General features: G+C 70.1%; 24 protein-coding genes. 13 read left to right on the plus strand and 11 right to left on the minus strand.

Going from position 1 to position 25,086, the window contains the following annotated elements; translation table 11 throughout:
- Positions 1 to 9 precede the first annotated feature (9 nt).
- Together ASD21_RS22950 and ASD21_RS24230 are read left to right on the plus strand one after the other, a co-directional pair.
- Positions 10 to 1,050: a substrate-binding domain-containing protein gene (locus tag ASD21_RS22950; RefSeq protein ID WP_056447179.1), complete on the plus strand. Its 1,041-nt coding sequence runs from the start codon at positions 10 to 12 to the stop codon at positions 1,048 to 1,050.
- Positions 1,051 to 1,180: 130 nt separating this feature from the next.
- Positions 1,181 to 1,345: a hypothetical protein gene (locus tag ASD21_RS24230; RefSeq protein ID WP_156398475.1), complete on the plus strand. Its 165-nt coding sequence runs from the start codon at positions 1,181 to 1,183 to the stop codon at positions 1,343 to 1,345.
- On the opposite strand, the gene ASD21_RS22955 is transcribed toward ASD21_RS24230, so the two are convergent.
- From ASD21_RS22955 to ASD21_RS22965, 3 genes are all read right to left on the minus strand, one after another.
- Positions 1,342 to 1,683 (minus strand): hypothetical protein, encoded by a 342-nt coding sequence (locus ASD21_RS22955; protein WP_056447182.1) that lies wholly within the window; start codon positions 1,681 to 1,683, stop codon positions 1,342 to 1,344. The genes ASD21_RS24230 and ASD21_RS22955 overlap by 4 nt on opposite strands.
- A 28-nt stretch (positions 1,684 to 1,711) precedes the next feature.
- Positions 1,712 to 2,392 carry a DUF882 domain-containing protein gene (locus ASD21_RS23690; RefSeq protein WP_082554926.1) on the minus strand — a complete coding sequence of 227 codons (681 nt, stop codon included), beginning with the start codon at positions 2,390 to 2,392 and terminating at the stop codon, positions 1,712 to 1,714.
- A gap of 143 nt (positions 2,393 to 2,535) precedes the next feature.
- The gene (locus ASD21_RS22965; protein WP_056447310.1) at positions 2,536 to 4,029 is read right to left on the minus strand and encodes a L,D-transpeptidase family protein; all 1,494 of its coding nucleotides are present in this window, start codon (positions 4,027 to 4,029) and stop codon (positions 2,536 to 2,538) included.
- A 219-nt stretch (positions 4,030 to 4,248) separates the two neighbouring features.
- Between ASD21_RS22965 and ASD21_RS22970 the strand changes: the two genes are divergently transcribed.
- The 3 genes from ASD21_RS22970 to ASD21_RS22980 all read left to right on the plus strand — a co-directional run bounded on the left by ASD21_RS22970 (position 4,249) and on the right by ASD21_RS22980 (position 9,572).
- Positions 4,249 to 5,313, plus strand: coding sequence for a glycosyltransferase family 4 protein (locus ASD21_RS22970; protein ID WP_056447185.1), 1,065 nt, complete (start codon positions 4,249 to 4,251; stop codon positions 5,311 to 5,313).
- A gap of 122 nt (positions 5,314 to 5,435) precedes the next feature.
- A complete protein-coding gene (locus tag ASD21_RS22975; RefSeq protein ID WP_056447188.1) occupies positions 5,436 to 7,595 on the plus strand; it encodes an amylo-alpha-1,6-glucosidase in 2,160 nt (719 codons plus the stop codon).
- A gap of 180 nt (positions 7,596 to 7,775) precedes the next feature.
- Entirely contained in the window at positions 7,776 to 9,572 is a 1,797-nt protein-coding gene (locus ASD21_RS22980) for a glycoside hydrolase family 15 protein (protein WP_056447191.1), read from the plus strand.
- Positions 9,573 to 9,689: 117 nt separating this feature from the next.
- Here ASD21_RS22980 and ASD21_RS22985 read toward each other — a convergent pair whose 3' ends face one another.
- Complete coding sequence (locus tag ASD21_RS22985; RefSeq protein WP_056447195.1) at positions 9,690 to 10,025, minus strand: winged helix-turn-helix transcriptional regulator; 336 nt, start codon at positions 10,023 to 10,025, stop codon at positions 9,690 to 9,692.
- 112 nt (positions 10,026 to 10,137) lie between these two features.
- Here ASD21_RS22985 and ASD21_RS22990 point away from each other — a divergent pair, with 112 nt between their 5' ends.
- The 4 genes from ASD21_RS22990 to ASD21_RS23005 all read left to right on the plus strand — a co-directional run bounded on the left by ASD21_RS22990 (position 10,138) and on the right by ASD21_RS23005 (position 13,218).
- Positions 10,138 to 10,515, plus strand: a complete 378-nt coding sequence (locus ASD21_RS22990; protein WP_056447198.1) for a c-type cytochrome — start codon at positions 10,138 to 10,140, stop codon at positions 10,513 to 10,515.
- A 64-nt stretch (positions 10,516 to 10,579) separates the two neighbouring features.
- On the plus strand, positions 10,580 to 11,266 hold the full coding sequence (locus tag ASD21_RS22995) for an AraC family transcriptional regulator (RefSeq protein WP_056447201.1): 687 nt from the start codon (positions 10,580 to 10,582) through the stop codon (positions 11,264 to 11,266).
- A 19-nt stretch (positions 11,267 to 11,285) separates the two neighbouring features.
- Positions 11,286 to 12,077, plus strand: coding sequence for a CPBP family intramembrane glutamic endopeptidase (locus ASD21_RS23000; RefSeq protein ID WP_056447204.1), 792 nt, complete (start codon positions 11,286 to 11,288; stop codon positions 12,075 to 12,077).
- A gap of 100 nt (positions 12,078 to 12,177) precedes the next feature.
- Positions 12,178 to 13,218, plus strand: a complete 1,041-nt coding sequence (locus tag ASD21_RS23005) for an acyltransferase family protein (RefSeq protein WP_056447208.1) — start codon at positions 12,178 to 12,180, stop codon at positions 13,216 to 13,218.
- Here the strand turns inward: ASD21_RS23005 and ASD21_RS25110 are convergent.
- Positions 13,202 to 14,143, minus strand: a complete 942-nt coding sequence (locus ASD21_RS25110) for an alpha/beta fold hydrolase (protein WP_056447210.1) — start codon at positions 14,141 to 14,143, stop codon at positions 13,202 to 13,204. The genes ASD21_RS23005 and ASD21_RS25110 overlap by 17 nt on opposite strands.
- 127 nt (positions 14,144 to 14,270) lie before the next feature.
- Here ASD21_RS25110 and ASD21_RS23015 point away from each other — a divergent pair, with 127 nt between their 5' ends.
- Positions 14,271 to 14,747 carry a hypothetical protein gene (locus ASD21_RS23015; RefSeq protein WP_082554928.1) on the plus strand — a complete coding sequence of 159 codons (477 nt, stop codon included), beginning with the start codon at positions 14,271 to 14,273 and terminating at the stop codon, positions 14,745 to 14,747.
- A gap of 12 nt (positions 14,748 to 14,759) precedes the next feature.
- Here the strand turns inward: ASD21_RS23015 and ku are convergent, their stop codons facing one another.
- From ku to ASD21_RS23035, 4 genes are all read right to left on the minus strand, one after another.
- On the minus strand, positions 14,760 to 15,611 hold the full coding sequence (ku, locus tag ASD21_RS23020) for a non-homologous end joining protein Ku (protein WP_056447216.1): 852 nt from the start codon (positions 15,609 to 15,611) through the stop codon (positions 14,760 to 14,762).
- Between the two features lie 2 nt (positions 15,612 to 15,613).
- The gene (locus tag ASD21_RS23025) at positions 15,614 to 17,059 is read right to left on the minus strand and encodes an alpha,alpha-trehalose-phosphate synthase (UDP-forming) (RefSeq protein ID WP_056447218.1); all 1,446 of its coding nucleotides are present in this window, start codon (positions 17,057 to 17,059) and stop codon (positions 15,614 to 15,616) included.
- Positions 17,056 to 17,844 carry a trehalose-phosphatase gene (gene otsB, locus ASD21_RS23030; protein ID WP_082554929.1) on the minus strand — a complete coding sequence of 263 codons (789 nt, stop codon included), beginning with the start codon at positions 17,842 to 17,844 and terminating at the stop codon, positions 17,056 to 17,058. The genes ASD21_RS23025 and otsB overlap by 4 nt, the downstream gene beginning before the upstream one ends.
- A gap of 136 nt (positions 17,845 to 17,980) precedes the next feature.
- A complete protein-coding gene (locus ASD21_RS23035) occupies positions 17,981 to 18,667 on the minus strand; it encodes an AcvB/VirJ family lysyl-phosphatidylglycerol hydrolase (protein ID WP_056447224.1) in 687 nt (228 codons plus the stop codon).
- Positions 18,668 to 18,843: 176 nt separating this feature from the next.
- On the opposite strand from ASD21_RS23035, the gene ASD21_RS23040 reads away from it, so the two are divergent.
- A complete protein-coding gene (locus tag ASD21_RS23040) occupies positions 18,844 to 19,230 on the plus strand; it encodes a BlaI/MecI/CopY family transcriptional regulator (protein ID WP_056447314.1) in 387 nt (128 codons plus the stop codon).
- Positions 19,227 to 20,981 carry a M56 family metallopeptidase gene (locus tag ASD21_RS25115; RefSeq protein WP_056447227.1) on the plus strand — a complete coding sequence of 585 codons (1,755 nt, stop codon included), beginning with the start codon at positions 19,227 to 19,229 and terminating at the stop codon, positions 20,979 to 20,981. The genes ASD21_RS23040 and ASD21_RS25115 overlap by 4 nt, the downstream gene beginning before the upstream one ends.
- A 9-nt stretch (positions 20,982 to 20,990) precedes the next feature.
- On the opposite strand, the gene ligD is transcribed toward ASD21_RS25115, so the two are convergent.
- The gene (gene ligD / locus ASD21_RS23050) at positions 20,991 to 23,687 is read right to left on the minus strand and encodes a DNA ligase D (RefSeq protein ID WP_056447230.1); all 2,697 of its coding nucleotides are present in this window, start codon (positions 23,685 to 23,687) and stop codon (positions 20,991 to 20,993) included.
- Positions 23,688 to 23,704: 17 nt separating this feature from the next.
- Positions 23,705 to 24,112, minus strand: coding sequence for an MmcQ/YjbR family DNA-binding protein (locus tag ASD21_RS23055; protein WP_056447316.1), 408 nt, complete (start codon positions 24,110 to 24,112; stop codon positions 23,705 to 23,707).
- A gap of 150 nt (positions 24,113 to 24,262) precedes the next feature.
- On the opposite strand from ASD21_RS23055, the gene ASD21_RS23060 reads away from it, so the two are divergent.
- Positions 24,263 to 25,078, plus strand: coding sequence for a 2-keto-4-pentenoate hydratase (locus ASD21_RS23060; protein WP_056447232.1), 816 nt, complete (start codon positions 24,263 to 24,265; stop codon positions 25,076 to 25,078).
- Positions 25,079 to 25,086: the final 8 nt, after the last annotated feature.

Genomic DNA, 25,086 nt, shown 5'->3' on the forward strand with positions numbered 1-25,086 from the left:
AATGCCCCCATGAAGACCCTGCTCGGAGCCGCCGCCGCGCTCGGCCTGCTGGCCGGCGCGTCCAGCGCCCACGCCGCCCGCGACTATGTCTGGGCCGCCGGCTCGTCGACCGTGTTCCCCTTCTCCACCCGCACCGCCGAGAACTTCGCCAAGAAGACCGGTAAGAAGGCTCCGAAGATCGAGAGCCTGGGCACCGGCGGCGGGATCAAGATGTTCTGCGGCGGCATGGGCGAGAAGTTCCCCGACATCGCCAACGCCTCGCGTCCGATGAAGAAGTCCGAGTTCGAGGCCTGCAAGGCCAAGGGCGTCAACAACATCGTCGAGCTGAAGATCGGCTTCGACGGCATCGTCGTGGCCATGGACAAGTCCGCGCCCGACTACAATTTCAAGGTCGAGCACCTGTTCCTGGGCCTGGGCCAGAACGTGCTGCGCGGCGGCCAGTTCGTGGCCAATCCCTACAAGACCTGGAAGGACGTCGGCGCCGGCCTGCCGGCCAACCGCATCCTGGTCTACGGCCCGCCGCCCACCTCGGGCACCCGCGACGCCTTCATCGAGCTGGCCGTCGAGGCCGGCGCCAAGAAGTTCCCCACCGCCAAGGCGCTGGCCGACAAGGACGAGAAGGGCTTCAAGGCCAAGGTCGATCCCCTGCGCACGGACGGGTCGTGGGTCGACGCCGGCGAGAACGACAACGCCATCATCGGCACCATCGAGAAGACCCCGGGCGCCCTGGGCGTGTTCGGCTACAGCTTCCTCGAGGAGAACGCCAACCGCATCAAGGGCGCCAGCGTCAACGGCGTGAAGCCCACGGCCCAGACGATCGCCAGCGGCCAGTATCCGCTGTCGCGCTCGCTGTACCTCTACGTCAAGAAGGACCAGGTCGGGGTGACCCCGGGCCTGAAGGAGTTCGTCGCCGAGTTCGTGTCCGACTCCGCGACCGGCCGGGGCGGCTATCTGCAGGGCCGCGGCCTGATCCCCCTGCCCCCGGCCCAGCACGAGGCCATGAAGGCCGCCGCCGGCAAGCTGACGCCGATGGCCGCGCCGAAGTCGTAGGGTTTCGGTCTCGCCGAAACAGGAAAGGCCCCGGAGCGATCCGGGGCCTTTCGCTTTTCAGGTGCAAATGCACAAATCTTGACCCGCGAGGGTCATCGGGGTTCGATAGGCGGCGCGAGCGGAGGACGCCATGAGAGACCCCATCGAAGAGCGCCTGCAGGACCTGGAACGCCTCGTCCTCAAGCAGGCCGAACGCATCGACGCGCTGGAGGACGCCCTGACGGTCATGCACCGCGCGGCCCAGCGGGACCTTCTGGCCAAGATGAAGGAAACCTCCGGGACGAAGGCGGCCTAGTTGGTCGGCTGCTCCGCCGGCGCCCGCGAGGTCATGCCCGCGGCGGCAGCGTCGTCGGCCATCTGGGCGTCGACGGACGGTTGGGGAGCGGCCGGAGCCGGGACGGCGGCGACCGGCGCCGGCTGTTCGGGCTTGGGCGCCGTGGCCACCGGGGTGGGCCGTGCCGAGGCGGCGGCGTTGTCGGCGGCCGTGCCGATCTCGGTCGGCCCCTGTTCATAGCCTCGGTCGAAATCAATCGAGGAGGCCATCAGCAGCACGCCGGCGGTGGCGATGGCGCCGACCAGGGCTCCCAGGAGAATCCATCCGAACGGGTTGCTCTTGCGTTCGGCCTTGGCCATCCGGGCTTTCCTCTGGTGTGCGGCCCTCTTAGGAGCCGACCCAACGCCGGACGGGTCCGACGTCGACGTGGACGAAATTGCTGACGGGGTAATAACCCACGCCGCCGCGTCCGAGATCCAGGGCCGCGGCCCTCAAGCGATCCAGCGCGACATCCTCCAGATAGACATCCATCGCCTTGCCGTCCATGTGCAGGCTGCGTTTGGCGACCTGACCGCTGCGTTCGTGCAACATCGCGTTGGTCCTGGGCGAGCGGTAGCCGGAGATCACCTGGAAGTGCGACTTGGAGCCGGTCTTCTGAGACAGGGCCGAGAGGGTGTCGAACAGCTCCGGATGCATCGAATAGACGTCGCCGGTGCGGTAGTCGCGCAGCACGCGGTCGAGGGCCTGGACGGCGTCGGGCACGTACTCGCCCTTGTCGAAATAGACCGCTTCCAGCTTTTCCTGGGTGTGGATGTTGTGCAGCTTCAGCCAGCGGGGGGCGTGCGAGGCGGTGCGGACCTGGGAGACCGGGGCGGCGATCGGCGCGGCGACGGCGGCCGGAAGCTCGTCTTCGGCCATGCCCTCGGCGAGGTCGGACTGGCGCTGGAGAAGGTCGGCGATGGGATCGGAGATCCCCAGCTTGGCCTGGGCGAAGGCCGCCATCGGCCCGATCGCGCTCGCGCCGAGCACGCCAAGGCCTAGCCCCAACAGCTTACGTCGTTCGATCATTTACGCTTCCCCGGACTGACCTCGCGAGAGCCGGAAGGCTGGATCGCCGCACTTGGCGACCCTCACACGAGCACTAAAGACGCCTGAGTCTTTCCAAACTGGAAAGGTTCTGACGGGGAAGAGGCCTCACGTGGACCCGGGGGTCAAGCTGAGCCAGGGGCTCCTGCGGCGATACGCTGCACCAGCACGCTGTCCCAGCCATAGGGGTCGTCGCGGAAGTTCATCTGCCCGTCTGGGGTCATGTAGGCCGTCCAGTAGAGCAGAAATACGGCGATTGGCTGAGCTAGCTGGGCGCGCACGGTCTTGCCCGCCGCGATGGTCGCGTCGACCACGTCCGGCTGCCAATCGGGGCTGGAGGCCAGCAGCTGCTTGGCCAGCGGGATCGGCTTTTCCAGGCGCACGCAGCCGTGGCTGGCCAAGCGGCTGAAGCTGGCGAACTTCGAGCGGCTGGGGGTGTCGTGCAGATAGACGCCGTAGGGATTGTCGAAATCGAACTTCACCAGGCCCAGGGCGGCCTTGGGTCCGGCCTTCTGCTGCAGCCGCGAGGTCCCCTCGCCGGTCGAGATGACGATGAAGTCGTTGCGCGCCAGATAGCCGGGATTGGCCCGCTCCTTGGGCCACAGCTCCTTGGCGGCGATCGACGACGGCACGTTCCACGGCGGATTGAGCACGATCGAGTGGATCGTCGACTGCAGCATCGGCGTTTCGTCGCCCGGACGGCCGGTCACCGCCCGCATGGTCAGGTTCGGGGCGTCGTCGTGGAAGACGCTCATCACCGCGGCGGCGATGTTGACCTGGATGCGGTCGGCCGGCAGCTGCTGGGGCAGCCAGCGCCAGCGCTCCATATTGGCCAGGATCTGGCCGATCCGCCGCTCGACGGAAACGTTCAGGGCCGCCAGGGTCGCCGGACCCAGGCTGGCGTCGGGATTGAGGCCGAAGCGCTTCTGGGCGCGCATCAGGGCCTGTTGCAGGGGCTCGTCGAACACCGGCGCTCCGTCGACGGCCACGGTCGCGTCCTCGACCGCCAGCCTGGCCTCCAGCGCGGCGATGCGCGGATCGCCGGTCGCGCCCGGCTTCAACGCCTCGCCCGCCGGGATGGCCTTCCAGCCGCCCTTGGCGGCGATGTCGCGATAGGTCGCCAGGCCCTTCCGCAGGGTCTGGTACCCGGTATAGGGCGGCGGCAGGCTGTCCAGCCACGGACCCAGGCGGTCCTGGGCGACCGCCTGCACGAAGTCGGGACCCGGATCGTAGGGCAAGGGGCGCAGGCCCCAGTCGTTGAGGAAGGCGTCGGGGGCCAGGCGGCCGGTGCGCACGGCCTTGGCGTAGCGAAGGGTCAGGTCGATCAGCTGGGCCTGGGCGCCCTGACGGGTCAGCGCGTCGCGGGCGCTGAGCAGCGGCAGGATGGCGTCGGGCGCGAAGGCGACGGACTCGAAGCCGTGGGTGTAGGCCTGATTCAGGGTCTTTAGCAGCAGGTCGACCTGGTCGGGCCGCAGCGCCACGCTCGTCGGCGGCGGAATAACCGGCTGCTGCGGCGCCCTCACCAGCGGGGCATTTTGGATCTGCGCCGCCGCCGACGACAGGGTGAAGAGGGAAAGCGCGCCGCCAAGCAGTGCGTCACGTTTGGTCCAGGACTTGATCACCGTCGAAAGGTCTCGCCGCACGCTCGCGCGCGGCCAGCCCGCGCGCCTTCAGATGGCCGTCGCGATACCGGCGCGTCAACGCCCGTATCGTGGAAGGCGAACGGTTCAGACCGCTTATGGTTCTTTATTTCCTATGCGGAACCTTAACGCCACACAGACGGTTTGATCCGAGGTCTAGGCGCGCCGTCGCGCCCTTCCAGCGTCAGGATTCCATCCATGAGGATCGCCCAGGTTCCGCCCCTGTACGAAGCCGTCCCGCCACGCTTTTACGGCGGCACGGAACGAGTCGTCGCGCACTTGACCGACGCCCTGGTCGACCTGGGACACGACGTCACCCTGTTCGCGTCCGGCGACGCCCGCACCAAGGCCGAGCTGGTCGTCGTGCGCGACCAGGCCATCCGCCTGGACCCCGCGTTGCTGAAGTCGGACCTGGCCGCCCACATGGCGATGCTGTCCGAGGTCCGCCGCCAGGCCCACCGTTTCGACGTGATCCATTTCCACACCGACATGATCCATTTCCCGATGTTCGAGGACATGGCGCACAAGACCCTGACGACCCTGCACGGGCGCCTGGACCTGAAGGACCTTCCGGGCGTCTACCGCCGCTGGCCGCAGTTCCCGCTGATCTCGATCTCGGACGACCAGCGCCAGCCCCTGCCCTTCGCCAACTGGGCCGGCACGGTGCTGCACGGCATGGCTGAAGAGATCTATGATTTTCGCCCGAAATCCGAAGGTTACCTGGCTTTCCTCGGCCGCATCTCGCCCGAGAAGGGTCCGGACCGGGCGATCGCCATCGCCAAGCGCCTGGGCAAGAAGCTCAAGATCGCCGCCAAGATCGACGCGGCCGACCGCGCCTATTTCCACGACGAGGTCGAGCATCTGATGGACCATCCGCTGATCGAGTATGTCGGCGAGATCGGCGATCATCAGAAGTCCGACTTCCTGGGCGACGCCGACGCCCTGCTGTTCCCCATCGCCTGGCCCGAGCCTTTCGGCCTGGTGATGATCGAGGCCATGGCCTGCGGCACGCCGGTGATCGCCTACAACTGCGGTTCGGTGCCCGAGGTGATCGAGGACGGCCTGACCGGCTTCATCGTCCACGACGAGGACAGCGCGGTCGCGGCGGCGCATCGCCTGGGCGAAATCAGCCGCTTCGAGGTTCGCCGTCGGTTCGAGAACCGATTCTCGGCGACCGCCATGGCCCACCGCTACCTGGCGATCTATGATCGCCTGGAAGAAGCGTCCGCGCCGAAGCGCCTGACGCTGGCCCAAAGCGCCTGACCCTGCCCCGCGCGGTCGCCGCGTCAGAGACATGATCAGGTTTTAGGAAACTGGAACCCGCCCGCCGCAGACACGCGGCGCGGCGGGTTTTCGAGGGACCTCAGCGCAAGAGGCCGAAAGACATGGACGATCTCACACCGGGCCCAACGCCGAGCGGCGCCGTCGAGCAAGGCGAGACAGGGGAACCGCGCGTTCCCTATCGGCTGTTCGCGCTGAAGGACAAGGACACCTTCCTGGTGGCCGACGCGTTCGGCGACGTGCTGGGCGCCGCCGACGGCCTGTTCCACGACGACACCCGCCTGCTGTCCAAGCTGCGCCTGCTGCTGGGCAACCGCTCGCCGGCCCTGCTCAGCGCGGCGGTGTCGCAGGACAACGTGTTCTTCACCTCGCACGCGACCAACGAGCCGCTTCCGGCCCTGGGCGGCGCCGCCGCGCCGCACGGCGCGATCCATGTCGAGCGCAAGCGGTTCCTGTGGGACCAGCGGCTGTACGAGCGCCTGCGTTTCGTCAACTACAGCCGCGACATGGTCATCCTGCCGGTCAGCCTGGAATACGACGCCGACTTCCACGACATGTTCGAGGTGCGCGGCTCCAGGCGCCCGGCCCGCGGCCGGGTCCTGCCCGCCGAGACGAACGGCCGCTCGGTAACCTACGCCTATGACGGCCTGGACGGCGTGCGGCGCACCAGCATCATCGCGTTCTCCGAGCCGCCGGGGCGCCTCGGGCCCCAGCGCGCCGACTTCATGTTCATGCTGACGCCGGAGACCCATTTCGACCTCTATGTCGAGGTGGGGGTCGACCACGCCCATCCGCCGACCCGCGAGCGCTGGCGGGCGGCGGCGGCGCGGGCCCGGATCGACATGCGCAAGCGGCGGCGGCACGGGGCGCGGCTGCGCACCTCGGGTCGGCTGTTCAACGACTGGCTGGAGAAGTCGCGGGCGGACCTGGCCCTGCTGACCACCCAGTTCGCCACCGGCCCCTATCCCTATGCCGGCATCCCCTGGTTCTCGACCCCGTTCGGCCGCGACGCGATCATCACCGCCTGGCAGGTGCTGTGGATCGAGCCCGGCCTGGCCAAGGGCGTGCTGGGCTACCTGGCCGAGCACCAGGCCGAAGAGGTCAGCGCCTTCCGCGACAGCGCGCCGGGCAAGATCATGCACGAGACCCGCAAGGGCGAGATGACCGCGCTGGGCGAGCTGCCGTTCGGCCGCTACTACGGCGGGGTCGACACCACGCCGCTGTTTGTGGCCCTGGCCTGCGCCTATGCCGAGCGGACCGGCGATCTGGAGTTCATCGAACGCCTGTGGGAGCCGCTGATGGCGGCCATCGCCTGGATCGAGCATTTCGGCGACAGCACGGGCGACGGCCTGATCGACTACGCCCGCGGCCTGGAGTCCGGCCTGTCGAACCAGAACTGGAAGGACAGCGAGGACAGCGTCTTCCACGAGGACGGCAAGTTCCCCGACGGGCCGATCGCCGTGGTCGAGGTCCAGGGCTACGCCTTCGCCGCGTTCAGGGGCATGGCGGACCTGGCCCAGCGGCGCGGCGACGCCGAAAACGCCGTCCGCTGGCGCGAGAAGGCCGAGCATCTGCGCCGCCAGGTCGAGGATCGCTACTGGATGGAGGACAAGGGCTTCTACGCCATGGCCATCGACGGCCACGGCAACCCCTGTCGCGTGCGCGGCTCCAATCCCGGCCATCTGCTGTTCTGCGGCCTGCCCTCGCCGGCCCGGGCCAAGAAGGTGGCCGACGCCCTGCTGTCGGCGGCCTTCCATAACGGCTTCGGCGTGCGGACCCTGGCCCAGGGCGAGCCGCGCTTCAATCCGATGAGCTATCACAATGGCTCGGTCTGGCCGCACGACACGGCCATCTGCGCCATGGGCCTGTCCCGCTACGGCCATCGCGACGGGGTGGTCGAGATGACCTCGGGCCTGTTCGAGACCGCCGCCCACTACGAGATGCGCCTGCCCGAGCTGTTCTGCGGCTTCCCGCGCCAGCCGGGCGAGCCGCCGGTGGCCTATCCGGTGGCCTGCCTGCCGCAGGCCTGGGCGGCCGGCTCGGCCTTCATGATGCTGCAGGCCTGCCTGGGCATCACCATCGACGGCTGGCGGGGCGAGGTGCACCTGACCGATCCGCGCCTGCCGATCGGCATCGACCACCTGCAGATCGACGGCCTGCGGATCGGCGCGGCCTCGACCGACATCACCTTCGAGCACATCGGCGCCCACGTCGCGGCCCATACGAGCAAGCAATCGCCGGTGCCTATCCTGATGCGACGGTGACCCTTCTTCTCTTGTTCCGCTCATCCCGGCGAATGCCGGGACCCAGATGGCAAGGCTGGGCGCGGGCTCCAAAGGCTCGGCGCTTTTCCAATCAGCCTCTCGACTTTGGGATCTGGGTCCCGGCATTCGCCGGGATGAGCGGCTTGAAAAACTGAAGCACGATACGAGCGGGACCAAACCATGCCGCAAAACCTCGACCTCTTCCCGATCGGCAACTGCGCGGTCAGCGCCCTGATCGACCGCAGCGGGCGCTTCGTCTGGGCCTGCGCGCCGCGCATCGACGCCGACCCGGTGTTCAGTTCGCTGCTGGGCGGCCTGGAGCCCGGCGATCCGACCGCGAAGGGCGTCTGGGAGGTCGTGGTCGACGGCGCGCGGACGGTGGAGCAGGACTATCTGCGCAACACCCCGATCCTGCGCACGGTGATCACCGACGCCGACGGGGCCAGCGTCGAGATCATCGACTTTTCCCCGCGCTACCAGCAGTACGGCCGCAATTTCCGCCCCACCGCGTTCATCCGCCTGATCCGCCCCCTGACCAGCGTGGCGCGCATCACCATCCGCCTGCGCCCGACCGCCGACTGGGGCGCGCGGGCGGCCGAGAACACCCACGGCTCCAACCACATCCGCTTCCTGTGCTCGGACATGACCCTGCGCCTGTCGACCGACGGCCCGGTCTCGCACATCCTGGAGGAGCGCACCTTCCGGCTGGAAAAGCCGATCGCCATGTTCCTGGGCGCCGACGAGGGCTTCAACGCCGACATCGGGGCCACCTGCAACCGCATGCTGCAGCAGACCCAGGAATACTGGATGGACTGGGTGCGCGGCCTGGCCGTGCCGCTGGACTACCAGAGCGCGGTGATCCGCTCGGCCATCACCCTGAAGCTCTGCATGCACGAGGAGACCGGGGCGATCGTCGCGGCCATGACCACCTCGATCCCCGAGCACGCCGACAGCGGCCGCAACTGGGACTACCGCTACTGCTGGCTGCGCGACGCCTATTACGTGGTCCAGGCCCTGAACCGCCTGGGCGCGGTCGACATCCTGGAGAACTATCTGGGCTACCTGCGCAACATCGTCGACAGGGCGGCCGGCGGCCACATCCAGCCGCTGTTCGGGGTGGGCTTCGAGCCGCAGCTGACCGAGCGCTTCGCCCCCGCCCTGCCCGGCTATCGCGGCATGGGCCCCGTGCGGATCGGCAACCAGGCGTTCGAACACCAGCAGCACGACGTCTACGGCCAGATCATCCTGTCCACCGTCCAGGCCTTCTTCGACGAGCGTCTGCTGCGCCCCGGCACGGTGGAGGACTTCCACAACCTCGAGCCGGTCGGCGAGCGGGCCTTCCATCTGCACGACCAGCCCGACGCCAGCCTGTGGGAGTTCCGCGGCCGGGCCAATGTCCACACCTATTCGGCGGTGATGTGCTGGGCGGCCTGCGACCGGCTGGGCAACGCCGCCGCCCGCCTGGGCCTGACCGAACGGGCCGAATTCTGGAACGCGCGCGCCGCCAAGGTGCGTCAGACCATCGACGAGCGGGCCTGGAACGAGACCCTGGGCCGCTTCGCCGCCACCTTCGAGGGCGAGGAGCTGGACGCCAGCCTGCTGCAGCTGGTCGACCTGCGCTTCATCGAGGCCAAGGACCCGCGCAACGTCGCCACCGTGGCGGCCATCGAGGCGGGCCTGCGCAAGGGGTCCTATCTGCTGCGCTACGCCATCCCCGACGACTTCGGCGCCCCGCAGACGGCGTTCAACATCTGCACCTTCTGGCTGGTAGAGGCCCTGTACCTGGCCGGCCGCATCGACGAGGCCCGCGACCTGTTCGAGGAGATGCTGGCCCGGCGCACCACCGCCGGCCTGCTGTCGGAGGACATCGGCTTCGCGGACGGCGAGCTGTGGGGCAACTATCCGCAGACCTATTCGCTGGTCGGGCTGATCAACTGCGCGGTGCTGCTCAGCCGGCCGTGGACGTCGGTGCGCTGATCCTCTCCTCCCCCGCGCCGCGGGGGAGGTGGCGCGGTGCGGATACGCGCCGTGACGGAGGGGGCGTTGCGGCGGCTGGACGCCCCCTCCGTCCGCTTCGCGTCCACCTCCCCCGTTTTACGGGGGAGGAGATGAGGGCTTGACCCCGTAGGCCCAGCCCCAGTCCTCCATCGCGTCCAGCAGCGGGCCCAGCGTCAGCCCCCGCTCGGTGAAGGCGTACTCCACCCAGGGCGGCACCACCTCGTGGACGGTGCGCGAAACGATCCCGTCGTCCTCCAGGGCTCGCAGCTGCAGGGTCAGCATGCGTTGGGTGATGTCGGGCATCAGGCGGCGCAGTTCGTTGAAGCGCCGCGGCTGGTCCTTCAGGTGGAACAGGATGGTCGGCTTCCACTTGCCGCCGATCACGTCGACGGTCGCGGCGACCGGGCACCAGGGGGCGGGCTGCTTGGACATGGCGGCCTTCCGAACGATCGTGCGAACAAGGCGGACGGTATAAAAATAGTGCGTACTTATTAGCGGGAAACCACCGGTCTATGGAGTCGCCGTCCAACCGATGGAGACCCCCATGACGCGTCGATGGCCGCCCGTGATCCTGGTGATCCTGCTGACGATGACCGCCTCGCCGGCCCTCGCCGGCCCGCCGACCGGCGACCCGGCCCGGGGCGAGCGGCTCTACGCCGGACGCTGCGGCTTCTGCCACAGCCTGGACGCCAACCGCTTCGGTCCCCGTCATCGCGGGGTCTATGGCCGCCGCGCCGGCGCCGTGGCGGATTTCCACTACAGCAAGGCCCTGGCGTCGCGCGACGTCACCTGGAACGCCGAGACCCTGGACGCCTGGCTGGCCGATCCCAAACGCTTCGCGCCCGGAACCGCGATGGGGGCCAGAACCCCCTCGCCCCAGGACCGCGCCGACCTGATCGCCTACCTGCGCGCCCATCCCTGAGGCGCGAGCCTTACATGACAGGGCTTTAAGTCGCCGAACGCCGATTTCCGGCTATGCTTCGATCATGCCCCTCCGCTCCGCCCTGATCCCCGGCGAGACCATCCCGCGCCACGTCCATGACGAGGCCTACGCCGCCGTCGTGCTGGACGGCGGCTATGAGGAGGCCGGCGAGCGGGGGCGCTGGCGGGTGCGGGCCGGCGACGTGCTGCTGCACGGCCGCTTTTCGGGCCACTGGAACCGGCGACCGGGCAAGACCCTGGTGCTGAACCTGCCGCTGGCCGAGGCCGCGGCCGAAACGGCGATGGCGCGGACCGTCGATCCCGATCTGTTGGCCCGCCTGGCCGAGCGCGATCCCGTCGAAGCCGCCGCCGCCCTGCTGGAGACCCTGCGGCCAGGCCAGGCCGGCCTGGCCGACGTCCCCGACCAGCTGGCCCAGGCCCTGTCCGGCGACGAGGCTCCGACGGTCGAGGCCTGGGCCCGCGACCAGGGCGTCAGCCGCGAGACCGTCTTCCGCTGGTTCCGCGACGCCTATGGCGTGGGCCCGGCCCGGTTCCGCGTCGAGGCTCGGGCCCGGCGCGCCTGGCGGTCGATCGTCGAGGGCGAGGCCCCGCTGGCCGAGATCGCCGCCGAAGCCGGCTTCGCCGACCAGGCCCACATGAGCCGCGACGTGAAGGACCTGACCGGCCGTTCGCCCGGGGCCTGGCGCGCCCAGTTCCGGCTGCAACATAGCTTCAAGACCCGGGCGGCCTGAGGCTGGCATTCAGGTCGGCATGACCGATCTCGCCCTGCCCCCGTCGCGCCGCCCGTTCGTCGAAGTCACTGGCTTGCGGTTCCGCCCCTGGTCGATCCTGTGGATCGTGCTGACCGCGGTGCTGATGCAGCTGCTGCTGGTTCCCGGCCGCGCGGCGGGGGCCTGGCTCTACAAGCACAATATCGAGCTCTTCCAGCATCAGATCTGGGTCTTCGTGGCCCTGGCCACCCTGTTCCAGATCATCACGGGCCTGGTCGCCCTGGCGGTGATGCGCCGGGTCCTGCCCCAGGCCGACAACCACCTGCGCTGGCCGCCGGGGCGGACCTATGCCGGCCTGTCGATCGCGGTCGGCGCGGCCATGGGCCTGATCATGCTGGTCGCCGACTACTGGCCCCAGCTGCTGGCCCACACCGCGCCAGACGGCGGCTACGACATCACCTCGGCGGGCGCGATCGCCGGCTGGCTGGGCGTGATGGCGGCGGCGGGCCCCAACGAGGAAATCATCTTCCGCGGCCTGCTGGTCGGCATGCTGGCGGTGCTGGTCCCCGGCCGCCTGAGGATCGGGCGGCTGGACCTACCGGTGGCCGCCTATGTCGTGGCCCTGCTGTTCGGCCTGGCCCACTACGACAGCTTCCTGCACAACCCGCTGAACCTGGCGATCGCCCAGCAGATCTACGCCTTCGCCTGGGGCCTGACCTATGTCTGGCTGATGGAGCGCTCGCGCAGCCTGCTGGCCCCGATGATCGCCCACGGCCTGGGCGACGCGGTCGAGGTGGGGATCGTCATGCTGCTGATGGCGGCCTGGGGGTAGGCGGCGGTGCCATTCAACGAGAAGCGCCCACCCGGATCGTCGCGTCGCGGGTTCCCTAGCCCCTCTTGCGAAAACCCCCGCGATCCTGAAAGTCCGACGGGTGAGGGAACACGAAACACAGCGGTTCGCCGCCCTGGACGGCCTGCGGGCGGCGGCGGCGCTGGGGGTGCTGCTCTATCACGTGGCCGGGTGGACGGGGCGTCCGGGCTGGTTCGCCCATGGCTATCTGGCGGTCGATTTCTTCTTCTGCCTCAGCGGTTTCGTCCTGGCCCACGCGTTCGAGCGACGCCAGATCGGCTGGCCGGCCTATGTGTGGATACGCGTCGTGCGGATCTGGCCGCTGCTGGTGCTGTCGACCGTGATCGGGGCGGTCCTGACCTCGCGGCACAGCCCGCCGTTCTGGCCGAACCTGGCGCGCGGCCTGCTGCTGGTCCCGCGCCTGGGCCATCCGGCCGACTGGACCTTTCCCTCCCTCTTTCCGTTCAATCCGCTGGCCTGGTCGCTGTGCCTGGAGGTGATCGTCAGCGTCCTGTGGTTCCCCCTGCGGCGATTGCCCGATCTGGGGCTGATGGCCGTCGTGCTGCTCAGCGGGGCGATGATGGTCTATGTGGCGTCGACCCTGAACGGGATCGAGACCGGCTGGGACCAGGCGACCTTCTGGTGGGGCGTCGCCCGGGCCAGCTTCAGCTTCAGCCTGGGCTGGGTCTGCTGGCGCTATCGGGCCCTGGCGCCCAAACCGCGCCTGCTGGCGCCGGTTCTGGCCCTGCTGGCCGCGATGGCCGTGCCGCTCCTGCCCGGCCCGCCCTGGACCGGCCTGGCCTGGAACGGCGTTCCCTGGAACGGCCTCTATGACCTCGCCTGCGTGGCGATGCTGTTTCCGATGCTGGTGCTGGTCGGCGCCCACGACCCCCAGGGCGTGGCGGGCGCGGTTTGTCGGACGACGGGCGACGTCTCCTACCCGCTCTACGCCATGCACTGGGCGACCTGGGCGGTGATGCTGCGGCTCTATCCCTATCGGTGGGAGCTGCCGCTGCCGGCCTGGTTCGGCGTCCTGGGCGTGTTCGTGGCGCTGGCGACGGCCTGGGCGGCGTTCCGGTTCTACGACGCGCCGGTGCGGCGATGGCTCACGGCTCGATCCTAGATCCGGGCGGGTCCGGGCACCGCGCCACGCCCGCCGCCGGCCGCTCGCCGTTCAGCCACCCGACCGCCTCCGCCACATAGTCGCGCTGGGCGTCGAGGATGGAGGTGTGGCTGGCCCGGGCGTCGAGCACCAGCGCGCGGCAGGCCCGCAGGGCGGGGGCGATCTCGGCGGCGCGCCAGTCGCGGTCCAGCGCCGCGGACGGGGTCCGGCTGGCGACGATCACCGCCACGGGGATGGTCGGGCGCAACGGCGGCAGGGCGTCGACGGCGGCCAGGCCCGGCAGGAAGGCCCTCACCTCCGCCACCCCCGCCTGAACGCTGGTCCGCCCGGTCCAGGCCGACCGCCGCCGGGCCGCCGCCTCGGCCGCCGGCGAGATGTCGTCCATCAGCGGGACCAGGCGCGTCAGGCCGACGGCGCGGGCGGCCGGCGTGAAGGCCGCCAGGCGCGCCTCGTGCTCCAGGTCGGCCAGGGCCAGCGGGTGGTCCTTGACGTCGGTCCCGACCGCGTCGACCAGCACCAGACCCGCCGTGCGCTCGGGCCACGCGCGGGCGAAGGCCTCGACATAGAGCCCGCCGTTCGAATGGCCCGCCAGGATGACCGGCGCGTCGCCCTCCTGCTGGGCCACCATCGCCTCCAGCCGGGCGGCGATGGCGACCGGAGAGCGGTCGAGATCGTGGATCGTCGACACCCCCATGCCGTCGCGGTCGTAGGCGCAGACCCGGCCGCCCGCGGCCAGCCTCTCGGCCACCAGCGACCAGTCAGCCGCCCCCCCGAACGCGCCCGCCTCGAGGATCACGGTCGGACGAGACGTCCTGGCGCCCACGCACTCCAGCCCACCGCTGACGCCGACCGCCGTGTCGAGCCCGCCGCGCGTCGCGCATCCGACCAGCAGCAGGGCCGCCAACACGACGCTCTTGGATTTCATCGGAGGTTCCCGGTCGCTCGCCGCCATTCGACGGCGATACGTCGCAAAGTCAAACCCCCGGGCGAACGCTGGCGTGACGAGCGCCGTCGATGATGCTTTGCTGTTCACCGACACGTCGCGAGGGTCCATGCCGACAAGCCTTCTGATCGCCAGCCTGCTGGCCGCCGCCTCGACCGAACCTTCCACCCCCAATCCGCTGGCCTATTTCGAAGGCGCCTGGACCTGCGACGGCCATTTCGAGCCGTCGAAGAAGCCCCTGGCCTCGGCGATGGTCTTCAGCCGCGACCCCGACACCGGAGCCTTGCTCAAGCAGCATCGCGACGCGGCGCCGGGAACCTACAAGGCGGCGGAAACCTGGAGTTTCGCGCGCGTCGCCGGCGGCTTCCGCGCCACCATCGCCGACGGCTTCAGCGGCCTGCGCTGGTACGCCTCGCCGGGCTGGGAGGGCGACCGCTGGACCTGGAGCCGCCAGGGGGCGGGCGAGCCGGGCGAGCAGTTCGTCTACATCCGCACCGGTCCGACAACGATGACCGTGGACTGGATGATCTCGCGGGCCGGCGCGCCCCTCGTCCTGGGCGACACCCTGGCGTGCACGAAGGCCTAGGCAGGACCGCTTCTAGGACGCCTTCTTGCGCGCCGCCGACTTCTTGGCCGGCGCCTTCTTGGCCGGCGTCTTGGCGGCCGCCGCGCCCGGCTTGTGGCCCAGGCTCTTGCGAAGGGCCTCCATCAGGTCGACGACGTTGGTGTTCTCCGGCTCCTCGACCGTCACCTTGGCCTTGCCGCCCTTTTCCTTCTGCTTGATCAAGGCCCGCAGGGCGTCCTCGTAGCGGTCCTTGAACTGGCTGGGATCGAACGGACCCTGCTGCTGATCGATGATCTTCTCGGCGATGGCCACCATCTGGGGATCGGCCTTGCGGTCGGGAATGTCGTCGAACAGCTCGCCCGCGTCGCGCACCTCGTCATGGCTGCGCAGGGTGTAGGCGACCAGCCCGTTGTCGCGCGGCTCGATGGCCAGCAGCCGTTCGCGGGTGTGCATCACCACCCGGCCCAGGGCGATCTTGCCCGCCCCGGCCATCGCGTCGCGGATCACGGTGTAGGCGTCGACCGCCAGCTTGCCGTCCGGGACGAGGAAATACGGATTGTCCCAGTAGAGCCGGTCGATGGCGTCGGCGTCGACGAAGCGCTCGATGTCGATGGTGCGGGTGCTTTCCAGCCGCACGCTTTCGATCTCTTCCGGCGTCAGGATCACATAGTGGTCCTTCTCGTACTCGTAGCCCTTGACCAGGTCGGCGCGGTCCACCGGCCCCAGGTCCGGATCGGTGGCGATCATCTTGATGCGGTTGTGGGTCTTGGGGTGCAGCAGGTTGAACCGCACCTCGCCGCCGGGCGCCACGGCCGTGTACAGCGCCACCGGACAGGTGACGAGCGACAGCCGCAGGTGGCCCTGCCAGGTGGGACGGGAAACCATGGCTAGCCCCTCCCCCCGGCCCGCAAGGTCAAGGCGGGCGGGATCTTGATCATCGGCTTGGACGCGACGACCGGCGTGGGGTCGCGCAGCTGGGCCACGAAGTCGTCGCGCCAGGCGGTGACGTCCTGGCGGGTGACGTTGTCGATCAGGCTTTCGAACCGCCGCTTGCGCTCGTCGAGGTCCATGTTCAGGGCCCGGGTCAGGGCGTCGGAGATCTCTTCGGGGCTGTTGGGATTGATGATCAGCGCCTCCTTCAGCTGCCGCGCCGCGCCGGCGAAGCGCGACAGGATCAGCACGCCCGGATCCTCGGGCGTCTGCGAGGCGACATATTCCTTGGCCACCAGGTTCATGCCGTCGCGCAGCGGCGTGACCAGGGCGGCCCTGGCGGCGCGATAGACCCCGGCCAGCTCGTCGCGGCGGTAGCTGCGGTTGAGGTAGCGGATGGGGTTGTAGTCCATGTCGGCATAGGCGCCGTTGATCCGGCCGATCAGGCCGTCGAGGCGTCCGCGCAGATCCTGGTAGGCCCCGACCTCGTCGCGCGACAGCGGGGCGATCTGCAGCAGCATCACCTCGCGGCGGGCGTCCGGATTGTCGCGCAGGAACTTCTCGAAGCCGATCAGCCGCTCCTCCAGCCCCTTGGAATAGTCCAGCCGGTCGACGCCCACGACCATCTTGCGGAACACGCTGTGGGCCATCAGCCGGTCGTAGACGCGCACGGCGCGCGGGCTTTCCTTGATGCGGGCGAAGTCCTCGGCGTCGATGCCGATCGGGAAGGCGCCGACCCGGGTGGTCTGGCCGAACGCCGTCAGCCGCCCGTCCTCGGTCCGCTCGCCGCCGACCTCGTTGAACACGTAGCCCTCGAAGGCCTGGACGCTCTCCTCGGTCTGGAAGCCGACCAGGTCGTAGTGGAACAGCGCCTCGACCAGCGGCCGGTGGCGCGGCAGGGTCACGACCAACTGGTGGGCCGGCCAGGGGATGTGCAGGAAGAAGCCGATGCGGTTGGTCACGCCCAGCCGCCGCAGCTCCCGCGCCATCGGGATCAGGTGATAGTCGTGCACCCAGATCACGTCGTCGGGCTCGATCAGCGGCAGCAGGGTCTCGGCGAACCGCTTGTTGACCCGGTCGTAGCCCTCGCCGAACGAGCGGTCGTAGGCGGTCAGGTCGACGCGGTAATGGAACAGCGGCCACAGGGTCTTGTTGGCGTAGCCGTTGTAGTATTCCTGGTAATCGCCTTCCTCGAGGTCGACGGTCGCGACCGTGACCCCGTCGGTCTTCTGCATGTTCAGTTGGCCGGTGAATTCGGTGGTGGTCTTGCCGCTCCAGCCGAACCAGATCCCGGAATATTCGCGCAAGGCGGCGGCCAGGGCCATGGCCAGGCCGCCGACGCTCTCGTCGCCCTTGCCCGTCGGCGGGTTGACCCGATTGGAAACGACGATCAGACGGCTCATGCGGCGGTCCTCCCCGCGAGGGCGTCCAGGCCGGCGCCCAGCCAGCCGAACACCGCGTCGCAGTCGCTCAGGCGATAGGCCGCCTGGGTGGGACGTTCGGGACCGACCAGCACGCCGTAGCCGCCCAGCCGGGCGGCGGCGGCGAAGCCGTCCTCGTCGGTCAGATCGTCGCCGACGAACACCGGCGTCGCCCCGTCGAACGGCGCCTCGCGCAGGAAGGCCGCGACCGACTTGCCCTTGTCCTGGCCCGGCGTGCGCAGCTCGGCGACCATGTCGCCCAACTGAAGCACAAGATGTGATGATCGCGCCAAACGCTCGGCGGCCTCGATCACCGCGTCGGCGGCCGAGGGCACGTTGCGATAGTGCAAGGCGACGCTGAGATCCTTGTCCTCGAACAGCAGGCCCTTGTCGCCGCGCGACAGGTCGCGCAGCACGTCGCGAGCGTGGTCGAGGTCCGGGTGCGGCTGGATGCGGTCGACACCGTGGGCGCCGCGCCGCACCAGGCCGTGCACGGCGGCGACGGACTTCACGCGGTCTTCCAGAATGCGGTCGACGTCCGCCAAGGCGCGGCCGCTGACGACGGCAACCCGGCCTTCGAGGGCGCGCGTCAGGTCGTCCAGCAGCGCCGCGCGGCGTGCGTCGGGCCCGACCTGTTCGGGTCGGGGCATGATCGGGGCCAGGGTTCCGTCGAGGTCGAGAAACAACGCCGCGCGAAGCGGCAAGGCGGCTGGGGGTGGCGGCAAATCACTTGGCGCATGGCGAACGACTGACCCGAACGCGGTCATGGCGAGAAGGCCCTCTCCGATGTCTACAGGCCTTCAAAACGCGTGTCGGCGGGATTTTGATCCCCTGCGTTAGGGTGAAACCCGGTCACGATGCGGTCATCGCCCCCAAACCTCGGGCCTGGCGGGGGCCGGCCGACTAGAGGGCGGCGGCCTTCAGCACCGCTTCGCCGAGCCCTTCATAGTCGCCGTCGAAATGGTGGCCGCCATGCAGCCTGACCTGGCGGATCGTGCTCGCCGGCAGGCTGGGGCAGATGTCCAGCCGCTCCCTGTCGCCATAGATGCAGGTCATCGGCAGGCCCTTCAGCGCCTCGACCGCCGGGGCCACCGGGAAGGAGTCGGCCGAGGCCCGGTTCAGCCAGCTGGCCGGGTGGAAGGCCAGGTCGCCGTGGGGGCCCGCGCCGATCAGCACGATGCGCTGGATCTGCCCGCGCAGGTCGGGGGGCAGCAGCGGCACGAGGGCCGGCAGGGCGTCGGCCCCAAACGAATAGCCGACCAGCACGATCTTCCGGCGGCCCCATTTGGCCTGATGCCGGCGCAACTGGTCGGCCAGGTCGTCCGCCACGGTCCGGGGCGGGCGCTTGACCAGGAAATAGCGCAGCGAGTTGACGCCCAGCACCGGGATCCCGTCGTTCGCCAGCACCCTGGCCACGCCGCGGTCCAGCGGGCCCCAGCCGCCGTCGCCCGAATAGAGCACGGCCATGGCGTCCCCAGGCGCGGCGGCCGGCGTCTCGATCAGGCGCGGCGCGACCGAGGCCTCCGCGACCCCGGCGAAAACCAGGCCGAGGACGGCGACGAGGGACAGCAGGCGGGCGCGCGGGCTCATGGCCGGGTTATCGCGCCCGATCTTGACCGTGGCGGGGCGAAGACGGGGCGGCGCGGGGGCGCTTGGCGGACCGGCGCCCAGGTTACGGCGAATTCACTTCGCCCGCCGCATTGCCGCCGCTATTCACTACACATGTAACGCTACACCTGTAGCGAAGCCGTGCCGTGGAGACCGCCGTGATCGAAGCCCTGCCCCGACGCGAACGCGAGGTCTTCGAGACCCTCTGCCGTCTGGAGGCCGGCACGGCCGCCGGCGTCCGCGCCGCCCTGTCCGATCCGCTCAGCGACTCCGCCGTGCGCACCATGCTCTCGCGCCTGGAGACCAAGGGCCTGGTCGAGCGGACGGCCGGTCCCGACGGCTTTCTCTACAGCCCCGTCCAGCGGACCGAGGCCGTCGCCGCCGGCGCCCTGAAGCGGATGATCGACACCTTCTTCGCCGGCTCGGCCGCCAGCGCCGCCACGGCCCTGCTGGGCCTGGGTCAAAGGCTGACCCCCGAGGAGGCCGCCGCCCTGGAGCGGGTCATCGACAAGGCCGTGAATGGGGCCGTGGAGCGCAAGCCATGACCTGGACACTGCTTGTCTCCCTGCTGGTCAAGTCCAGCCTGGTGGCCGGCGCCGGCCTGGCCTGCGCCCGGTTCCTGACCCGCCGCCCCGTCGAGCGAACGGACATCCTGCGCGCCACGGTCTGCCTGCTGCTGGCCCTCCCCGTCATCATGAACGTCCTGCCGGCGATGAACCTGGCCCTGTTGCCGGCGTCTCCGCCCGTAGCGCCGCTCGCCCTTGCGCCGCAAGCCGCGCCGGCCGAGGCCGCGGGCATGGCCGCCTCGGGCGGACTGTCCTGGCCTTCCCTCGATCTGGCCCCGGGCCTGATCGGCGGCCTTTGGCTGCTCGGCTTCGCCGCCATCGGCGGTCGGCTGCTGCTGGGACTGCACACCTTGAACCGCTGGACCCGTCAGGCACGCCCGGTGGCGTGCGCCGACTGGCTGGCCCCGCTGGAGCGCCTGCCGCCCGAGGACCGCCCGGGCCTGGTGTCCAGCGACCGGATCACCAGCCCGCTCAGTTGGGGCGTCGCGCCGGGCTTCATCATCATCGATCCGGCCAGCCTGGCCGAGCGTCGGGCCGCCCCCGCCATCCTGGCCCACGAACTGGCCCACCTGCGGCGTCAGGACTGGATCTTCCTGGTCCTGTCCCGGCTGGCCCTGGCGATGTTCTGGTTCAATCCGCTGGTCTGGCGCCTGCACGCCGTCCTGATCGAACGCTCGGAGGAAGCGGCCGACGCCGCCGCGGTTCTGACCGTCGACCGCACGCTCTACGCCAAGGCCCTGGTCAGCCTGGCCGCCCAACCGGCCCCCTCCGCCCAACTCGCCTGGGGCTCCGCGACCGCCATGGCCGCCGACGCCCGCACCCTGAAGACAAGGATCGCCTGCCTCATGACGAACACGTCCGCTCGCCGCCGGCCCGTCGCGGTCGCCCTGACCATCGCCGCCCTGGCCGTCGTCGCCACGCCCATGGCCGCGCTGGGGGTCACGCGCCAGGACTGGGTCGCGCCGCCGGTCCCGCCCGCCCCGCCGCCCGTCCCGGTGCTGGCCGCGCCCCTGCCGCCCGCCCCGCCGGCGCCGCCCGCCCTGGCCGCGATCGCCGCGCCGCCGGCTCCTCCCGCGCCGCCCGCGCCGCCCGCGCCGCCCAGGTTCGAGTCGGCCGCGCTCGTTCCGCCGCCTCCGCCTCCCCCTCCGCCACCCGAACCGCCGCCGCCGCCCGAACCGCCCGCGCCGCCGCCACCTCCGCCGGAAGGCGTCGGCCACGTCTACTATCGGTCCGCCACGCCCGAGGAGCGGCAGGCCGCGGCCGAGGCGCGCGCCCGCGGCGCCGAAGCCCGGCGCCAAGCCGCCGAGAGCCGCGCCCAGGCGCGCATCGCCCGCCAGGCCGCCCAGGAAGCCCGCATCCAGGCTGACCAAGCCAGAGTCGAGGGCGAACGGGCCAGGGCCGAGGGCGAACGCGCGCGCCAGATTGGCGAGCAGGCCCGTCAGATCGGCGAGCAGGCCCGCGCCGAGGCCGCGCGCCAGATGGTCAAGGCCCGCGCCCAGATGGCCCAAGGCGCCGTGCAGATGCGCCAGGGCGCGCGGCAGATGCGCGAGGAAGCCGTCCGTCTGCGCGATCCCGCCTATCGCGCCGAGCAGATCGCCAGGCAGCGCGCCCAGGGCGACGAGGTCACCGACGCCGAGCTGCGCGATCTGGCCGCCCGCCTGCCCTCCCAGGCCGACGACCTCGAGCGCCAGGCCGACCGGCTGGCCGAGCAGGCCCGCAAGCCGAGCTAGCCGCTCCGATCACCCCAGGCGCTTGATCGCCGCCGTCAGGGGCTTGGCGGCGTCGAAATAGTCCTCCCAGGCCGTGCTCTTGGCGATCAGGCCGGGGGCGGTGCGGATCGTGAACTTGGTCGGGTCCAGCCCCGCCTTCACCTGGGTCCAGTTCAGCGGCATCGACACCGTCCCGCCGGGCCTGGCCCGGGCGGACAGGGGCGCGACGGCGGTCGAGGTGCGGTCGTTGCGCAGGTAGTCCAGGAAGATCCGCCCCTCTCGCGCCTTCTTGCTCATGGTGATCAGGTACTTGTCCGGCGCGTCGGCGGCCATGCGGGCGCAGACCTCGCGGGCGAAGGCCTTCGCTACAGCCCACTGAACCTTGTCGGACAAGGGCGTGACCACGTGCAGCCCCTTGCCGCCGGTGGTCTTGCAGAAGCTGACCAGCCCGACCTCCTCCAGCCGGTCGCGGATCTCGCGGGCGCCGGCGATCACGTCCTCGAAGGTGACGCCCGGGGCGGGGTCGAGGTCGAAGACCAGCCGGCCGGCCACCTCCGGATCGTTCGGCTGGCAGTTCCACGGGTGGATCTCGACGGCGGCGATCTGGGCGGCGGCGACCAGGGCCTCGACCCGGTCGAAGCGGATGTAAGGCTGCTTGTCGCCCTTCACGCTGACCAGCTCGATCAGCGACGACATCCCGCGCATGGCGTGACGCTGGAAAAAGGTCTCGCCGCCGACGCCGTCCGGCACCCGGATGATCGAGGCCGGCCGGCCCTTGATGTGCGGCAGCATCCACGGGCCGACCGCCGCCATGTAGCGGGCCAGGTCGATCTTGGTCGCGGGCGCGCCGTCGACGTCGGGCCACAGCGGCTTGTCGGGTTTGGAGATCGTCACGCCCATGACGATGCTGTCTTCCTTGGCGGTGACGATGGTCTGGGACTTGGGCGCGGCCGCCCCTTTTGCAGCGATTGGGGGCGTCGGCTCGGCCAGTTCGGCCGTCTCCGGGGACGCAGGAACCTCGGCCTCGACCTCGGCGGCGGGCTTGTCCTCGCGCAGGCCCTTGAACGCCGCCTGGCGGATCGCGCCGTCGCCGGTGAAGCCGGCATATTCGATCTCGGCCACCAGCTCCGGCTTCACCCAATGGATGTTCTCGGCCTTGCGCGGCGCGCCCTTGCCTTCGAACGGCGACGTGTCGGTCTCCAGCGCCTTCAGCCGGGGCAGCAGCTTGGCGACCTTGTCGCGGCCGAAGCCCGTGCCGATCCGGCCCACATGGGCCAGCTTGCCGTCGCGATAGACCCCGGCGATCAGCGAGCGGAAGGCGCTGCCCGTCGTGGTCCAGCCGCCGATCACCACCTCGTGGCCCGCCCGGCACTTGGCCTTGGTCCAGGTGTCGCTGCGGCCCGAGCGGTAGGGCGCGTCCAGCCGCTTGGAGATGATGCCCTCCAGCTCCAGCTTGCAGGCCGACAGCAGCACCGCGTCGCCGGCGGTCTCGAAGTGGTCGACGAAGCGCAGGCGCGGCTCGTCGGGCCCCATCATCGCCTTCAGCCGCGCCTTGCGCTCGCGCAACGGCAGGTCGCGCAGGTCCTCGCCGTTTTGCGCCAGCAGGTCGAAGGCGAAGAAGATCAGGTCGCCGCCGTCGCCGTCCGACAGCGCCGCCTGCAGGCCGGCGAAATCGGGCTGTCCGGCCGCGTCCAGGGCCACCACCTCGCCATCGAGGACGGCGTCGGGCAGGTCGGCGGCGGCCTGCGCTATGGCGGCGAACTTCTCGGTCCAGTCCAGCCCCTTGCGAGTGCGTAGCGTCGCGCGGCCGTCCTTGACCCGCAGCTGCACGCGGTAGCCGTCGAACTTGATCTCGTGCGCCCAGCCGGGACCCGTCGGCGGACGGTCCACGGACTTGCACAGCTGGGGTTCGATGAAGTCGGGCAGGACAGCGGCCTTGGCCTTGGCGGCTTTGGCCTTCGGTTTGGGCTCCGCGAACGTCCGCGTCTCCAGCGCCTCGGCCTGCAGCGCCTCCCGCTCGGCCTTGGTCCGTGACGTCCACACCGCGTCGCCCCTCTCTCTGGATTTTGGACCCTTCGATTTCAGGATGAACGCCTTGGGACCCCGGCCCTTGCCCGCGGCGATGTCGGCCATGGTCCGGCCCGAGGCGATCGAGGCGTCCTCCTGCAGCACCGCCGTCCCCTCGCCCGGCCGCGCGGCCTCGTCATTGTGCTTGATCAAAAGCCAGTTCGACCGCCTGCCCCCTTCTTGTCGCTTGGGGCCGTCTTTCGCGTTGCGGTCCCAGTTCATCCGCACCAGCACCCACGAGCCGTGCAGCCGCTCGCCCTCCAGCACGAACTTCAGCTCGCCCTTCTTCAGGGCCTTGGCCACGTCCTCGAAGCCCGGCTCGGGGCTCCAGTAGCCGCGGTCCCACAGCTGCACCGTGCCGCCGCCGTACTGGCCCTTGGGGATCGTGCCCTCGAAGTCGCCATAGTCCAGCGGATGGTCCTCGACCTCGACCGACAGCCGCTTGTCGGCCGGATCCAGCGACGGCCCCTTGGTCACCGCCCACGACTTCAGCACCCCGTCGACCTCCAGCCGGAAGTCGTAGTGCAGCCGGGTGGCGTCGTGCTTCTGGATCACGAACCGCGCGTGCGGCGCCGGCGCGACGGCCTTGTCGCCGCTAGGCTCGGCGGTCTTCTGGAAATCACGCTTGCGGCGGTACTCGGCGAGCTGTCCCTGGGCCATGCGAGGGCTCCCTGTTTTCAGGGGAAGTCTCCACCGGGGTCGGCGGTTCCGGATCGCTCGGCGTCGATCCGCTTGACCAGGGCCTTGGGCGCCAGGATTCGCCAGGCCTGGGCCAGCAATCCCGCCAATTCGGCCTCGTCGATCGCGTCCAGCCGCACCAGCACGGCGGGAAAGCCGCGATAGTGGTCGTCGTCGAAGAACCGGTCGGGCGCGGCCTCGAGCAGCATCTCCTTGGTCTCGCGCAGGCAGCGCACGGCGATCACGCCCTCCACCAGCTCGCGAGGCGCCTTGGGACGCGGGCGGGCGAAATAGGACCAGGCGATGCCTTTGCCGTGCACGTCAAACGCCAGCCGCGCCCCCTCCGGGCTCGCCTGGACCTCGGGCAAGGCCAGGGCCAGACGGCGAAGCGCGGCAAGATCGACCATGGCCGCCATTGAAAGCCCCATGACACGGGCATGACAATCCCTTGCCACCGGTGTCGTGTCGCCGATTGTCAATGACACCGGTTTCCATTATGCGTGACCAAAGCCCGTCGAACGGGACTGTAGAGTGTAACGCGAGGGAGGATTCGCGGCGTGACCGTTTCCGAGGCCGAGAGCGAGGTGTTCGCACCGGCATCCATCGCCCCACAATTCGTCGAGGCGCGCCTGAAGGGCGTGTCGGTTCCCGGCTATCCGGGCGGCGTGCTGCCCAAATCCATGGCCGACGGCTATGCCGTCCAGGACCTGGCCATCGACATGTGGCCCGACGAACTCGTGGGCTGGAAGGTCGGCCTGGTTCCCCCGCAGCATCGCGAACGCCTCGGCGCCGAGCGCCTGGCCGGCTGCATCTTCAAGACCAAGGTGTGGAACGCGGGCGCCGAGCCCACGCCGTTCCGCGCCATCGCCGGCGGCTTCACCGCCGTCGAGGCCGAGTTCATCATCCGCCTGGGCAAGGACGCCCCGGCCGACAAGACCGAATGGACCGCCGAGGAAGCCGCCGAATACGTGGGCGAGCTGATCGTCGGCATCGAGATCGCCGGCAGCCCGCTGGCCACCATCAACGCCCTGGGCCCGCCGATCGTCGCCTCGGACTTCGGCAACAACGACGGCCAGATCCTGGGTCCGGTGGTCGAGAACTGGCGCGACATCGCCTGGGAAGACATGCCGGCCGAGACCTTCATCAACGAGGTGTCGGTCGGCAAGGGCGGCGCGTCCTCGATCCCGGGTTCGCCGCTGGCGGCCCTGGCCTTCCTGCTGGGCCACGTCGCCTCGCGCGGCCGGCCGCTGAAGAAGGGCATGCTGGTCACCACGGGCGCCAGCACTGGAATCCACGACATTGCGGCCGGGGACACGTCCCGCGTAGACTTCGGCCCGTTCGGGAGCGTCGCCTGCGTCGCTGTCCCGGCCTAGAGCATGAT

Source organism: Caulobacter sp. Root1455 (assembly GCF_001426905.1).
In the GTDB taxonomy this organism is placed as follows: Bacteria; Pseudomonadota; Alphaproteobacteria; order Caulobacterales; family Caulobacteraceae; genus Caulobacter.

What these genes read in the sequence shown, in the direction of transcription:
- ASD21_RS22950 (WP_056447179.1), top strand. Translation starts at nt 10, where the DNA reads ATGAAGACCCTGCTCGGAGCCGCCGCCGCGCTCGGCCTGCTGGCCGGC.
- ASD21_RS24230 (WP_156398475.1), top strand. Translation starts at nt 1,181, where the DNA reads ATGAGAGACCCCATCGAAGAGCGCCTGCAGGACCTGGAACGCCTCGTC.
- ASD21_RS22955 (WP_056447182.1), bottom strand. Translation starts at nt 1,683, where the DNA reads ATGGCCAAGGCCGAACGCAAGAGCAACCCGTTCGGATGGATTCTCCTG.
- ASD21_RS23690 (WP_082554926.1), bottom strand. Translation starts at nt 2,392, where the DNA reads ATGATCGAACGACGTAAGCTGTTGGGGCTAGGCCTTGGCGTGCTCGGC.
- ASD21_RS22970 (WP_056447185.1), top strand. Translation starts at nt 4,249, where the DNA reads ATGAGGATCGCCCAGGTTCCGCCCCTGTACGAAGCCGTCCCGCCACGC.
- ASD21_RS22975 (WP_056447188.1), top strand. Translation starts at nt 5,436, where the DNA reads ATGGACGATCTCACACCGGGCCCAACGCCGAGCGGCGCCGTCGAGCAA.
- ASD21_RS22980 (WP_056447191.1), top strand. Translation starts at nt 7,776, where the DNA reads ATGCCGCAAAACCTCGACCTCTTCCCGATCGGCAACTGCGCGGTCAGC.
- ASD21_RS22985 (WP_056447195.1), bottom strand. Translation starts at nt 10,025, where the DNA reads ATGTCCAAGCAGCCCGCCCCCTGGTGCCCGGTCGCCGCGACCGTCGAC.
- ASD21_RS22990 (WP_056447198.1), top strand. Translation starts at nt 10,138, where the DNA reads ATGACGCGTCGATGGCCGCCCGTGATCCTGGTGATCCTGCTGACGATG.
- ASD21_RS22995 (WP_056447201.1), top strand. Translation starts at nt 10,580, where the DNA reads ATGCCCCTCCGCTCCGCCCTGATCCCCGGCGAGACCATCCCGCGCCAC.
- ASD21_RS23000 (WP_056447204.1), top strand. Translation starts at nt 11,286, where the DNA reads ATGACCGATCTCGCCCTGCCCCCGTCGCGCCGCCCGTTCGTCGAAGTC.
- ASD21_RS25110 (WP_056447210.1), bottom strand. Translation starts at nt 14,143, where the DNA reads ATGAAATCCAAGAGCGTCGTGTTGGCGGCCCTGCTGCTGGTCGGATGC.
- ASD21_RS23015 (WP_082554928.1), top strand. Translation starts at nt 14,271, where the DNA reads ATGCCGACAAGCCTTCTGATCGCCAGCCTGCTGGCCGCCGCCTCGACC.
- ku (WP_056447216.1), bottom strand. Translation starts at nt 15,611, where the DNA reads ATGGTTTCCCGTCCCACCTGGCAGGGCCACCTGCGGCTGTCGCTCGTC.
- ASD21_RS23025 (WP_056447218.1), bottom strand. Translation starts at nt 17,059, where the DNA reads ATGAGCCGTCTGATCGTCGTTTCCAATCGGGTCAACCCGCCGACGGGC.
- otsB (WP_082554929.1), bottom strand. Translation starts at nt 17,844, where the DNA reads ATGACCGCGTTCGGGTCAGTCGTTCGCCATGCGCCAAGTGATTTGCCG.
- ASD21_RS23035 (WP_056447224.1), bottom strand. Translation starts at nt 18,667, where the DNA reads ATGAGCCCGCGCGCCCGCCTGCTGTCCCTCGTCGCCGTCCTCGGCCTG.
- ASD21_RS25115 (WP_056447227.1), top strand. Translation starts at nt 19,227, where the DNA reads ATGACCTGGACACTGCTTGTCTCCCTGCTGGTCAAGTCCAGCCTGGTG.
- ligD (WP_056447230.1), bottom strand. Translation starts at nt 23,687, where the DNA reads ATGGCCCAGGGACAGCTCGCCGAGTACCGCCGCAAGCGTGATTTCCAG.
- ASD21_RS23055 (WP_056447316.1), bottom strand. Translation starts at nt 24,112, where the DNA reads ATGGTCGATCTTGCCGCGCTTCGCCGTCTGGCCCTGGCCTTGCCCGAG.